This is a genomic window from Thalassomonas sp. RHCl1 (genome assembly GCF_947387555.1).
Lineage (GTDB): Bacteria > Pseudomonadota > Gammaproteobacteria > Enterobacterales > Alteromonadaceae > Thalassomonas.
Genome location: NZ_CANDNZ010000024.1, coordinates 1 through 13,370 on the forward strand (window position 1 = coordinate 1; position 13,370 = coordinate 13,370).

Below are 13,370 nucleotides of genomic sequence, written 5' to 3' on the forward strand. Positions count from 1 at the left end.
GAGTGGTAGTTCAGTTGGTTAGAATACCGGCCTGTCACGCCGGGGGTCGCGGGTTCGAGTCCCGTCCACTCCGCCACCTATCTTTACCTGGTCCTGAGAGCCAGTGCTTATTAAGCAAATCTCAATAAAGCAGTACATATCGCGGAGTGGTAGTTCAGTTGGTTAGAATACCGGCCTGTCACGCCGGGGGTCGCGGGTTCGAGTCCCGTCCACTCCGCCACATTTACTGACATATCTGAAAATCTTAGAAAATTATTCATCACAATCAATCTTCCCCTTTAACTTGTAATCATCTTATTTAATTCCTCAGAATTTAGTTATTCACTGATTTTTCCATGATCTGCATGGGTTGTTTGCATTTCCATTCGATAATGAGTGTCACTGGCTCCGGTCACCGTAAAACCGATACGTTTGTATAATTGCAATGCTGGGTTGTCTTTTATCACGCTTAATCTGACCGGCACTTCCCGGGATTGTGCCTGCTTGAGTAAGATTTCTAATACCCGGGTGGCGATGCCGCTATTTTGATAGCTTGGCAAGACCGCAATATCGATCAGTAAATCATATTCGGGGTAGGGGTTAATGATGAGCTGTCTGGCAGCAGTCTTCTTCAATTGTATGATTAAATACTGCGCCTGAGGCCAGCGCTGTTGATAATCTCTTTGCTGTGCCTGGAGTTGAATGCTGGTCAACATCTCTTGCTGCTCAGGTGCCAAATGGGCAAACATGGCTTGGCTGTTGGCTATAAATAAGCTTTTAGTAAAAGCCTCATCATTTTTTGTCCATGGCCTTAAAGATACCTCTGCTCTTGGTGTACTCATCTTAAACCTCTTTTGAGAGAAACCCGTTGCCGGGGGATGGGGAATCAAAGCGCTGAATATTATGTTTGTTACTGTAAGCAAAAGGGATCTTTACCGTGATAGTCGTCCGGCTTAGATCCCCGTGATGTTATTAATTACGTGAAGGAAACAGGCCTACCAGTGCGATACAATAATTGAGCACCAGGTAGGGCTGCATATTGGTATGGCCGGTACCGGTACCTATATTATCCTGCTGTACCAAGATGGCGTCATTTTCCATATCGGCATCGGGGGCGCTGGTGGAGTAAGTGGCAGCCGATACGCCGGCATCTTTGGACCAGACATTATCAACGGCGACATTGGTGTCGCCCGCTGTCGTAACACAACGTGCGGTTGCCCTGACATTATGATTGTGGGCCGGTAAATTCGCTTCGGTTAAGATGGTGGTTTCATTACCCGCTCTCGCCCCCTGGGTTCTGGAAGTTAAACCGGGACCGGTACCATGATGAATGATCACCCGCCCGCGTAAGTCGGGCAGGCCAAAAGTTGTTCTGCCATCCCCGCCATACATAGTACCGAGTAAAGAAAATAAGGCACTGTTTGAGGAAATAGACAGTAGTTGGCCATCGCATTTAGCCCATCCGCGGGGAGCAAAATTAAAACCGAAAGCTTGTATTTGGCCAATAAATGGTTCAGACATAATAAACTCCTATTGATTCTTTCTCCGGCCCTGTGATGAAAATAGTGATCACGGCAAGCTTACCTGCTCGGGCCTGAGGTAAATGATGTATTGTTCCGTTAGCAGGAACGGGAAAAATACTGTTCGTTAATCTTTGTCTTTGTTTAGGTTTGCCCTTCAAATAAACAAAATACTGCCCGGTAGTGGTTACTCTCCTCTATTTTTTCAAGATAAACCTGATGTTGTTGGTCACTTTTTAAGTGGGCAATTTGGTAAAGGCCGCCCGCTTTATCGGTATCATTACAGTTAAAAGTTAAGTCAAACTGTAACAGTCCGGGAGAAACCGGTCCTGCTTTAACCTCGGTTAACTTGATGCACATAGTGCCGTTTTGGTTCCAGGCCAGATATCTGTCATTTATTTGCCTGGCAAACTGGTTTTTAATATTTTCCGGTATTTGTTTGCCAGTAGGCGTTTGACGGGGTGGGGCGGATAGCAGCAGGGATGATGCCATCGCGCCGGGGGGGAACATGGAACACATCAGGCCTGATGTGCCGGCCAGGATGAAATGTCTTCTGTTTAACATGCCGTTTATCTCCTTTTACGTAAAAAGAAAGTTTTAGCTGTTTTCTATGGTTTTCTGGCCGATTTTTTTCCGTAAAGCAGTAGCAGGCTCAAGGCCAATAAGGCAAAAGCCCCCGGCTCGGGTACATCTCCTGTGGGCGGATCATCAAAGGTGATAGTTAAGGTGGAATATATCAGGAAGGCGCCGTTATTGGCTGTTTCGGCAAAGCCGCCGCTAAAGATATCCGGTACCAGGCCCGGGCCGGATAACCTCAGGGCTGCGGTGGCGCTACCGTCAGCTAATTCGCCAAATAAGCTGTTATCAAGCGATAAGGTATAGACTTTATATTGCCCGTCTGTTGCCCCACCTGCGGCTTCAAACAGGGTGTCTAAATCTGCGCTGAGCAAGGCATTGCCGGTCCCGTCGAGAGAAAAATCTCCCACCTGACTGCCGCTGGCACTGGAGTCATGATCGGCGATACCGATAGTGAGGGTGGCATTGGTGATAGTAGTTGCGATTGCCGCATAGGCAAAAGTCCAGTTCTGATCAAAACTGCCGCCGAACAGGCCATCGGCACCATAGCCCTGGTCAAAAGGAGCATCTTGCCCGCTCTGGGCGCCGGTTATTTCAGGAAACACTGTCGGGGTGCTGCCATCGGCAAAGCCCGGACTGTCATTACCTAGCGTTACACTGATAAAGCCGGCATTGGCGATATTAGGGAGTATTAACATACAAATCAGACAAAGATAGTGGCGGAGTATTTTCATATTCTTCCTCTTAAGTATTTTGCACTGAACCCGGAAAAATGCATAAAATATACCTCTCCTTAAATATCAATGAGCTAGTCTTTTTAGTTGGCTTTAGCGGGTAATGTTGTAAAAGAAGCTGACATTTCTGGACTGTGAGATAGCCATATTTTTCGCCGTATATGAACTTAGTGGCGCAGTAATTTGTTTTGCTAATGAGCAGAAAAAGAATAAAGCTTAAAGGTATGAACCTGAAGCTGTGAAATGCGTATGCCTAAGCTCACCAGTGCAGTATTTGTTTTATCAATTGTTTTGGCTTTTATTGGCGGCTGGTACGGACACCTGATCATAAAACCTGAACACTTTGCTTGCCGGGTATTAGGAGATTTATGTCGTCATACTTTGCCGTTAAACACTGCTCAGATAGCGTTATCGGAGACAATTGATGTCAGTGCCATTGAAAATACCAGCAGCCATGATACTGCGAAGGTTGATAGCGATGAAACCTTCAATAAGCCGGGGATAAAGCAGGACACCTTAGCCTTACAGCATAATGTCTACCCGGTAGTTGATATCGCTGAAACAGCAAATCTGCCTCAAGCCGAAGTTAAAAGTACCAGGCATTTATTTAGTCTTGGGAAACTTTTCGAGAGTTCGGATAAAAGGGTTTTAACAGAAACTCAATATTATCAAAATATTTTAGCCAGCCATCCGGAAATAGAAAGCCGCAGTAACGCGCTGGAGTCGCTGATCCAACTAAGCAGCGCTCATGCCCTGGCTACCGGTTTAGGGGATGAAAATAAGGATATTCGCCTCAGGGCTATTGAAGGTTTGCAAAACATTGCCGGGGATGATGCCATTCAACTACTGGGACAGGTGGTTATTTCTGATAGCAATAGTTCAGTCCGGCTCAAGGCGGTTGAAGCTTTAGCGGCTTTATCATATGACGTGAATGCGCGCAGGTTTCTGCATTGGATAATTGAGCAGGAGCAACAAGGAGAAGTGAGCCAGGCAGCGGCAATGGCATTGGAGTGAGTACTGTTGTATTTTCTTGCTTGATAAAATAAAGGAAAGTCGCGACTTTCCTTTATTTAGCATGAGCTTACACTGATGAACATCAGGGATATAACCCTGTTTAAGCCAGCTCCGGCGCCACCTCAGGTACTTGCTGCTCGTTTTTCTGTTTGAGGAAACGGGCGTATTCAAATGGTGTGATATCTATGTCCAAGGGCTGGCCCCGGTAAAGATCATTTATCAGCTTGCCTGTGATGGCAGAGGTTAATATCCCGGTGCGGAAATGACCGCAGGCGTTGATATAACCTTCGATACCGTCCATTTTTCCCAGTACCGGCAGTTCGTCCGGAGTACCCGGTCTTAGTCCCGCCCAGCAGCGCTTGATATTCATCTGCTTAAGCTCCGGGATACAGCGCATGGCGCCATTGGCCAATTCTTTGATTTCCGGTAAGGTATTTGTGGTATCAAAACCTTTTTCTTCCGTGGTGCTGCCGATCAGCACTTCACCGTTATCTTTTTGCGCGATATAACAATCCGTGGTAGAGACACAGCCCTTGAGAATTTTTGGTAAACGCTCGGATAAGATGATCTGTCCTTTTACCGGTGCCACCGGAATACGGATGCCGGTAGCCATTTCGCTTAATTCGGCGGCCCAGGCGCCGGCGGCATTGATCATGGTTTTACAGGAAAGGGTTCCTGCCTCGGTAATCACGCCGGTGACTTTATTGCCTTGTTTTTCCACACCGGTAACCGGGGTTTGCAAAAACAGCTCTACGCCGTTTTGCCGGGCGGCTTCAAGGTAGGCTTCGTTTAAGCGGTAGGGGTTGACCTGGTGATCACAGGCAAACTCCAGTGCCCCTATGGCATCGGCATTGATATGCGGCTCGTCAATGGCCAGTTCTTTGGCGCTGAGCCAGTTGATTTGTTCGGCCAGCCCCGGGATTTGCTCTACGATCGAGTCGGCATAGAGTTTATCGAACTTGTCATACATGATGTATTTCAAACCGGTTTTTTCGAACTTAAAATCTACCCCGTGTTTGTCTTTTAATTCCTGCCATAAGGCCGGGTACATGTCGTTGCTTTTTAACGCAAACTCAAAAAAGCAATCTGGCAGAATATGCGGCCGCATCGGCGGCAGGTCAACGCCTTCTGCTTCGGCTCTTTGCTGGGTCATTTGTTTAAAAAAGATCACCCCGCAGCCTAAACCTACCGACTCGCCAATAGCCCACAGGCCACCGGCTGAGGCCCGTGAAGCATTGCCCGGCTTTTTCAGGTCCACCAGGGCGATATTCAGATCTTTTTCCTTGCTTAGAAAGTAAGCGCAGGCTGCACCGATCACGCCACCCCCGGCGATAACGATATCGTATTGTTTTTTCATTATAATATCTCCTTATATAATGAAGAAAAGGGCACAGGATCAAGCGGGAATCTGGGTTTGATTTCCCCGACATCCAGTTGCTTAAGTTCAAAGCGTAACCTGTCCTGGCAATAGCTGTTGCAGGTTTTACCCTGGCAATCTCCCATACCGGCCCGGGTGCGCATTTTTAAGGACGTGATATCCTTGACACCTTGCTCGATAACTTCATCTATCTGCGCCCGGGTGACGTTCTCACAACGGCACACTATGGTATCTGCTGTTAACAGCGATAGCAGACCTTCCCGGCGTCTGCCGATACGGTCAAAACCGGCCCGGAAGGCTTTGACTTTATCGAGCAGATTTTTATAAGGCTTGGCCTTAGCTCTTGCCTGCTCCAGGCTGATGATATCTTGTTGTTTAGCGACGGATATTGCCGCCAGGCGGCCTTCCATCATGGCGGCTTCACCGCCTAAAATACCAACACTGTCACCGGCGATGTATACATCCGGCCGGCTTGAGTGTTGCCAGTCGTCAACCCGGGGTTTTAAACCACTGATCTGACAGTTATCGTGCGCCACATTTAATAATTGGGTGAGCTGGTTTCTGGAGACAAAGCCATAACCTACCGCCAGGCAGTCTACATCCAAGGTTTTTTCCGTACCCTTAACCGGATACCAGTCCCGGTCGTATTGGGCTACTGTGATGCCGGTCAGGCAGTCTTCGCCGCTGGCGGACACTATGCCCATGCCATAATGCATGGGGATGCCGTTGGTTTTAAGGTAAGTGAGCAATCCCACCCCTTCCAGTGCCAGCATGGGGCGGTTGAGAAAAGCACGGCTTTCTTTGGCGAAATCGCCAAGTTTTCCTGCTTCAAAAACACCGGTCACGACAACGCCGGCTTTATGTAGCTGGGTTGCCACCAGCGGCAGCAAGGGACCGGTGCCGACAACGGCCATTCGTTGTCCCGGTTTTACCAAGCCGGATTTCAACTGTAATTGCACACCGCCGAGCAGCATGACACCGGGAATTTGCCAACCGTCAAAAGGCACACTCCTTTCGTGGCAACCGGTTGCCACGATAAGCTGATCGTAGGGAATTTCAAAAACTTCATCCTGGTGGCGGGCTAACAGGGCGCTTTCGCCTGAAGGACCCAGCACCCGGGTATTGAGGCGTAATTCAATATATTGCTGATTTTTTTGATAAAGCTCCCGGATATCGGCAATCTTTTGGCACAGATTCTCATCCAGATGGGGCAAGCTGATCGCTTCGCGAAACGGCCCCCTAAATACCGGACCGCCGATTCTGGGAGCTTCATCAATAACAACAGATTTTATGCCAAGCTGGGCTAATTCTGCCGCGGCGGAAATGCCAGCAGTTCCGCCGCCGACAATGACAACACCATGCTTTGACTCTGTCATGCCATTCCTCCTTCATCCAGCCTGTTACTCTGAGTATCGATATGCATACTCGGCTCAATAAGGGTTTGGCAAGCTTTTACCTTATGTTGATTGTTAACTTTGACCGTACAGCAATGGCATACGCCCATGCCGCAATAGGCTCCCGTGACCTTACCGTGATCATTTTTAGTGATAGATTTCTTCCCAACAGCAAACAGCACGCTAAGAATACTTTCTCCAGGGATTCCATCGACTTGTGTACCATCTACCCATATTGGGATAAATTGGCCATTAGGTGGGACTACATCCTGACTTCTCGGTAGTTTTTCCTTATTTTCCATTGGCTTTTCCTTATCATTAGCCTACTACTGCGCTTGTTCCTAACCGGGTTAGAAATATAGCGAACAACCTAAAAATACTAGCTTAAGAAGTTAAATCCAACAACTAAAGTTTAGTATTTCTTTGATTTAGGTTAAGTTAATTGTGATTGTTAGAGTTTTTGCTTTATTTTTGTTATCAGTTAATCCTTGTATAAAGTATTACTATTCAGTTACTTATATTCACTTTGTGAATTTTGTTATTTTTTGTAAAAAATCAAACTTATCAAAACAAACCTTTTGTTAAATTTTTGTGTCATAACTGTTGTTAATGTAAGGTGTTGATTTTTATGTTTTGTTTCGTATCAGGTATTTACAGCGTTTCTGTGCGAATTTTAGTCAAGCGTCAATAACCCAGTAGACCTAGTAGAGGAATTATAAATTTCCTGGTTGGTGGTATGACCAGTTGACTTGTGCTACATTCTCGTCACATAATAGCTTTTAATTTATTAGATTAGTGCCGTCAGGAGTTCACAAATGCTCAGTTATAAAGCGCCGATAAGGGACATTAAATTTTTATTCGAAGATGTGTTTGACTATTACGGGCATTATCAGAAGCATCCTGAATATGCCGAAGCGACCCCGGACCTGGTGGATGCCATTTTTGCCGAGTGTGCCAAATTCAGTGAAAATGAATTATTACCCCTAAACCAGAGTGGCGATAAAGAAGGCTGCAAGTTTGATAACGGTGTGGTGACTACGCCAAAAGGCTTCAAAGAAGCCTATCAGCAATATGTTGCCGGTGGCTGGCAGAGTCTTTCGCATCCGATAGAGCAGGGAGGTCAAGGTCTGCCGCCATCGATGGGCATGGTGAAGTCTGAAATGATGGGCACGGCAAACTGGTCCTGGGGTATGTATCCCGGCTTAAGTCATGGCGCCATGAACACTATACAAGAGCACGGCAGTGACGAACAGAAAGAGCTTTACCTGACCCGGTTGACGGAAGGTACCTGGACCGGCACTATGTGCCTGACCGAGCCCCAGTGCGGCACCGATTTAGGTCAGGTGAAAACCAAGGCGGTACCAAATGATGACGGTACTTATGATATTACCGGTACGAAAATTTTTATTTCTGCCGGCGAGCATGACTTAACGGAAAACATTGTCCATATCGTATTAGCCCGCTTGCCGGATGCACCGGAAGGTACCCGGGGAATTTCCCTGTTTATTGTGCCTAAAATTCAATCGGATCAACAGGGTAACTTGGGTGAAGGCAATAATGTTACCTGCGGCTCTATTGAAGATAAAATGGGTATTAAAGCTTCGGCCACGGCGGTATTAAACTTTGACAATGCCAAAGGGGTATTGATCGGGCCGGAAAATAAAGGCCTGGAATGCATGTTCACCTTTATGAATACCGCCCGGGTGGGCACGGCTTTACAAGGGGTTTGTACCGCCGAATTGGCCTATCAGAATTCCTTATTATACGCCAAAGAAAGATTGTCCATGCGCTCGTTATCCGGTAAGAAAGCGCCGGAAAAAGTCGCCGACCCTATTATTGTTCACCCGGATGTTCGTAAGATGCTGATGACACAAAAGGCCATCAGTGAAGGGGGCCGGGCAATGATTTATTATACCGCCAAATTAGTGGATGATATCGAGAGTGCGAAAACGGAAGACGAGCGTAAGGCCGCCGATGACCGCTTAGGTTTTATCACCCCTATCCTGAAGGCGTTCCTGACAGAGCTTGGCTGTGAAAGTGCCAGCCATGGTATGCAAATCTTTGGCGGTCATGGTTATATTAAAGAGTGGGGTATGGAGCAGATAGTGCGTGATGCCCGTATTTCTACCCTTTATGAAGGAACTACAGGTATTCAGGCTCTGGATTTACTTGGCCGTAAAATATTGCTGACCCGCGGGGTGGCCTTAAAAGAATTTGCCATGGAAATTCTCGGTTTCTGTAAAGATCACAGTATGATTTCCGGTTATAGCCACAAACGGCAAATGAATAAATTTATCTGGCCGCTCAGTAAAGCGGTTGCCAGCTGGCAGCAGTATTCATTGCGCATTGCCCTTAAAGCCAGGAAAGATCGTGACTTTATCGGCGCTTGCTCCGTTGATTACCTGATGTATTCAGGTTATATCGTCATGGCTTATTTCTGGGCGCAAATGGCACAGTCCGCCTATGAAAAATTAGCCTCGGGTGTGGAAGACAGGGACTTTTACCGGGCAAAAATTAAAACGGCAGAGTTTTATTTTGAGCGTATGCTACCCCGGACCAAGTCACTGGCAAAAACCATGATGGCGGATCCGAAAACCCTGATGCAGCTGGACGGCGAGTTGTTGTCTTTCCTGTAAGTTAACCAACACATGAAAAAAGCCCCGTTATCAGCAGATACCGGGGCTTTTTATTTACAGGAAGTAATGTATGTCATGAGTTCACGGATGAACAGGAATGACGTATTTACAGGAAGTAATGTATGTCATGAGTTCACGGATGAACAGGAATGATGTATTTACAGGAAGTAATGTATGTCATGAGTTCACGGATGAACAGGAATGACGCATTCACAGGAAGTAATGTATGTCATGAGTTCAAGGATGAACAGGAATGACGCATTCACAGGAAGTAATGTATGTCATGAGTTCACGGATGAACAGGAATGACGCATTTACAGGAAGTAATGTATGTCATGAGTTCACGGATGAACAGGAGCAATTATGTTCAGGAAGAACGGTATATTGCGGGTTCATGGATGAACAGGTGCAATGCTCCTCCTGAGCTTAGCGGGATAACTTTTCAATCAACTTATCTTTAGCTAACCAGCGCTCATTAAGCCACTGCTGGAAGCGGGCCTTAAAACCGGCATCTTCAAAATAGTCGCCGATAATATGCTCTGATACCGGCAGTTGCTCAATATCTATAATGACTTCCTTAAGTTTTCCGGTCAGCATATCCATCATAACATGACCGGAATTGTCAGGATAAATCAGGGTAATGTTTAATACTTTGTCAAATTGCGAGCCCAGGGCGGCCAGGGTAAAGGCGATACCGCCGGCTTTAGGCGGCAGCAGGTGTTTAAAGTGGCTGTTTTGCTCTTTCTGCTTTTGTGGGCTGCAGCGGGTGCCTTCGACAAAATTGATGATAGTCGTGGGCTGCTGCTTAAAATGCCTGCAGGAGTTTTTCGTTGTTTCTATGTCCTTACCCTTAAGGTGGGGGTTTTCTTCAATAAAACGCTTGCTGTAGCGCTTCATAAAGGGCATATCCAGTGCCCAGCAAGCCATGCCTAAAAAGGGCACCTTGCGCAGATCTTCTTTCAGGAAAAACTTTGGCTCGGGAATCCGGCTGCGGGCAAAGTTTGCCAGTACCATGATATCGAGCCAGCTCTGATGGTTGGCGATAAGCAGGTACCAGGATTTTTTGTTGAGGTTGTCACCGCCGCGGATCTGCCAGTTGATGTTATTGAATAAGGTCATAATGGCAAAGTTGCCCCAGGCCCATAACCGGTAGATCATATGCATGGGGTGATAAAGCATTCTTCGGGCGCGGGAAAAGGGCAGCAACAGCTTTATCAGGCCGCCGAGAAAAACTAAAGAGCCGCAAAAACTCAGGTTAAGGCAAAACAAGACAAAAGCCAGGGGGAAGATAATAAATCCGGGTAAAGCACTGAGCATGGCTGGTAGCAATCTCTCTTAGAATACTTGATGAAAAGGCGCTACTTTACCGATATTTTAGCAAAAAGGGTACTGGTTTATTAGTTACATATGTACGCTGAATTGTTGATTCTTAAGCTTTTTATCTTATTTTCAGTGAGGATCACTGATAAAAAAATTCAGCCAATAAAAAACCCTGCAAAAGCAGGGTTTTAGCATTAACCATTAAAAAGGTTTTTATGCGGCGTGGGGCTGGTTTTTATCCTCACCCGTTAATAAAGATTTGTCCGCGACTAAATCAGCCGGATCGAAATCATCGACATCGATAGCGGCTTTACGGCCGGCTTCGGCGCGGCGTAATAATTCGGCTTCCGTTTCATTGATGGCGCCACAGGCTAAACCTTGCTCTGCCACTTCGTTTAAGCGGTAGAAAGGCAGCTTAGTGCCAACTGCGCGGCAAACTTTTTCAAAAATCGGCTCACAGGCAACGATATCATCCAGGGTTTGCTCTAACTGTCCCATCAGGTTGCTGTCTTCGCGGGTCAGGTATTGACCTTCGCCTAAACGGCTTCTGGCATCACCTGGCGTTTGTAACAAGCGGGCAACCTGGTGATCTCTTTTATCTGAAGGTTTGGTTAACCAGCAGCCCAGAGGCAATACCAGTACTCTTAATGCTTTGCCGACAATCTTATTCGGGAAGTTAGTCAGTAAGGCATCCATGGCCTGTTGAATATTGTACAAGCAATCTTCCACCGCCCATTGCATCAACGGCAGGTCTTCGGCTCTGCGTCCTTCATCGTTAAAACGTTTTAAGGTGGCAGACGCCAGGTACAGATAACTTAGCATATCACCTAAGCGCGCTGAAACACGTTCTCTGCGCTTGAGATCGCCGCCCAGGGTCAACATGGCAACATCGGATAACATTGCCAGGTTTGAGCTGAAACGCGTCATTAACTGATAGTAACGGCGGGTTTCGTCCTGATAAGGGGTTTTCAGTAAACGCGAGCCGGATAAGGAGAACCACAGGCTGCGGAAAATATTGCTGACGGCGAAACCGACATGGCCAAACAGAGCGTGGTCAAAATCATCCAATGCCTGCTTGCTGTCTTTGTTGCCGGCGGCTTGCAATTCTGCCAGTACGTAAGGATGACAGCGGATGGCGCCCTGACCGTAGATGATCATGTTACGGGTCAGGATATTGGCTCCTTCTACCGTGATGGCAACAGGTGCGCCCTGGTAACCGCGGGCAAGGTAGTTATTTGGCCCCATGCAAATGCCTTTACCGCCGTGGATATCCATGGAGTCGGTAACACAGGCACGCATTTTTTCAGTTAAGTGGTATTTGGCGATGGCGGAAATAACCGAAGGTTTCTCGCCCAGATCGATGGCGCCGGTAGACATGGTGGTTACCGCATCCATCAGATAGGCATTACCGCCGATACGACCCAGTGCTTCTTCAATACCTTCCATTTTACCTATAGGTAATTTGAACTGGCGGCGGATACGGCTATAGGCGCCGGTCGCCATGGCTAGTGATTTGATACCGCCGGCACTGGTTGAAGGCAGGGTAATTGCGCGGCCAACCGATAAACATTCCACCAGCATACGCCAGCCCTGGCCGGCCATTTTAGGACCACCGATAATAAAGTCGAGTGGTACAAAAACATCTTTACCTTGGGTCGGACCATTTTGGAAAGGTACGTTAAGCGGGAAATGGCGGCGGCCGGTGATCACGCCATCAAGGTCGGTAGGGATCAGGGCACAGGTAATGCCGAGGTCTTCTTCATCGCCAAGTAAGCCGTCGGGATCTTGTAATTTAAAGGCCAGACCCAATACGGTCGCCACAGGCGCCAGGGTAATATAACGTTTGTCCCAGGTAAGGCGCATACCCAGCACTTCTTTACCTTCAAACTCACCTTTACAGACCACACCGAAATCTGGAATAGCTCCGGCATCTGAGCCGGCTTCCGGGCTGGTTAGGGCAAAACAGGGGATCTCTTCACCTTTCACCAGGCGCGGCAGGTAATAATCTTGCTGTTCTTTGGTACCGTAGTGCTGTAATAACTCACCCGGACCTAATGAATTAGGTACGCCTACGGTGCTGGATAACACGCTGCTGGCACCGGTAAGTTTTTGCAATACCCGTGACTGGGCATAAGCGCAAAACTCCAGGCCGCCGTATTTTTTCTTGATGATCATGGCAAAGAACTTGTTGTCTTTTAAGTACTGCCAGATTTCAGGGGAAAGGTCTGCTCTTTCATGTGTGGTATGCCAGTCGTCTATCATGGCGCACACTTCTTCAACCGGTCCGTCTAAAAATGCCTGTTCTTCTGCGCTTAAACGCGGCTGTGGGAAATTATGCAGTTTCTGCCAGTCCGGCGCACCGCGGAATAAATCGGCATCGAACCAGGTGGTACCGGCATTAATGGCTTCCTGCTCGGTGCGGGACATCTCCGGCATAATCCCTTTGTATAACGCCAGTAAAGGGCTGGTGATATACTGCTTTCTGAAGTTGGTGACATTAAGGGGCAGGGCAACTAAAGCGAACACCACCCAACCAACAAATGAGATCACAGAGAAAAAAGTACCCAGCAGCATCAGTACGGCAAACGCCAGGGTATAGCTTGACAAACTGGCTCTGGAATAAGCCATAAACCAGCTCAACGCTATTGCACTGGTTATCCAAATTAAAATATCCACAAAATTTCCTTAATATCTAGAGGTCAGACCACATAGCTATAGAGTAAAGCGAAGGGCTGTTAATTTCAAATATTTTTTATTTACTGCTTCAGCTTTGGCTTTATCTTTTAGTTATAGGCCATTTTTATTATTTGCACCTTAAT

At 47.2% G+C, this 13,370-nt stretch carries 11 protein-coding genes and 1 tRNA gene; 3 read left to right on the forward strand and 9 right to left on the reverse strand.

Going from position 1 to position 13,370, the window contains the following annotated elements:
- The first annotated feature begins 143 nt into the window (after positions 1-143).
- Positions 144-220, forward strand: a tRNA-Asp gene (locus QL234_RS30605).
- A 97-nt stretch (positions 221-317) separates the two neighbouring features.
- Here the strand turns inward: QL234_RS30605 and QL234_RS30610 are convergent.
- The 4 genes from QL234_RS30610 to QL234_RS30625 form a co-directional block, all read right to left on the reverse strand.
- Entirely contained in the window at positions 318-821 is a 504-nt protein-coding gene (locus tag QL234_RS30610) for a GNAT family N-acetyltransferase (protein ID WP_281561522.1), read from the reverse strand.
- 130 nt (positions 822-951) lie between these two features.
- The gene (locus tag QL234_RS30615; protein ID WP_281561523.1) at positions 952-1,500 is read right to left on the reverse strand and encodes a tail fiber protein; all 549 of its coding nucleotides are present in this window, start codon (positions 1,498-1,500) and stop codon (positions 952-954) included.
- A gap of 143 nt (positions 1,501-1,643) precedes the next feature.
- The gene (locus tag QL234_RS30620; RefSeq protein ID WP_281561524.1) at positions 1,644-2,063 is read right to left on the reverse strand and encodes a hypothetical protein; all 420 of its coding nucleotides are present in this window, start codon (positions 2,061-2,063) and stop codon (positions 1,644-1,646) included.
- A 44-nt stretch (positions 2,064-2,107) separates the two neighbouring features.
- Positions 2,108-2,809 (reverse strand): hypothetical protein, encoded by a 702-nt coding sequence (locus QL234_RS30625; protein WP_281561525.1) that lies wholly within the window; start codon positions 2,807-2,809, stop codon positions 2,108-2,110.
- Positions 2,810-3,052: 243 nt separating this feature from the next.
- Between QL234_RS30625 and QL234_RS30630 the strand changes: the two genes are divergently transcribed.
- Complete coding sequence (locus QL234_RS30630) at positions 3,053-3,823, forward strand: HEAT repeat domain-containing protein (protein WP_281561526.1); 771 nt, start codon at positions 3,053-3,055, stop codon at positions 3,821-3,823.
- A 100-nt stretch (positions 3,824-3,923) separates the two neighbouring features.
- On the opposite strand, the gene QL234_RS30635 is transcribed toward QL234_RS30630, so the two are convergent.
- The 3 genes from QL234_RS30635 to QL234_RS30645 are packed head-to-tail and all read right to left on the reverse strand — an operon-like array spanning position 3,924 to position 6,897.
- Positions 3,924-5,180: an FAD-dependent oxidoreductase gene (locus QL234_RS30635; RefSeq protein WP_281561527.1), complete on the reverse strand. Its 1,257-nt coding sequence runs from the start codon at positions 5,178-5,180 to the stop codon at positions 3,924-3,926.
- Positions 5,180-6,577, reverse strand: coding sequence for an NAD(P)/FAD-dependent oxidoreductase (locus tag QL234_RS30640; protein ID WP_281561528.1), 1,398 nt, complete (start codon positions 6,575-6,577; stop codon positions 5,180-5,182). Before QL234_RS30640 ends, QL234_RS30635 begins: the two co-directional genes overlap by 1 nt.
- Entirely contained in the window at positions 6,574-6,897 is a 324-nt protein-coding gene (locus QL234_RS30645) for a 2Fe-2S iron-sulfur cluster-binding protein (protein ID WP_044835696.1), read from the reverse strand. The genes QL234_RS30640 and QL234_RS30645 overlap by 4 nt, the downstream gene beginning before the upstream one ends.
- A gap of 513 nt (positions 6,898-7,410) precedes the next feature.
- Here QL234_RS30645 and QL234_RS30650 point away from each other — a divergent pair.
- Positions 7,411-9,231 carry an acyl-CoA dehydrogenase C-terminal domain-containing protein gene (locus QL234_RS30650; RefSeq protein ID WP_281561529.1) on the forward strand — a complete coding sequence of 607 codons (1,821 nt, stop codon included), beginning with the start codon at positions 7,411-7,413 and terminating at the stop codon, positions 9,229-9,231.
- A gap of 426 nt (positions 9,232-9,657) precedes the next feature.
- Here QL234_RS30650 and QL234_RS30655 read toward each other — a convergent pair whose 3' ends face one another.
- Complete coding sequence (locus QL234_RS30655; protein WP_281561530.1) at positions 9,658-10,548, reverse strand: acyltransferase; 891 nt, start codon at positions 10,546-10,548, stop codon at positions 9,658-9,660.
- 216 nt (positions 10,549-10,764) lie between these two features.
- Complete coding sequence (fadE, locus tag QL234_RS30660; RefSeq protein WP_281561531.1) at positions 10,765-13,227, reverse strand: acyl-CoA dehydrogenase FadE; 2,463 nt, start codon at positions 13,225-13,227, stop codon at positions 10,765-10,767.
- Positions 13,228-13,370: the final 143 nt, after the last annotated feature.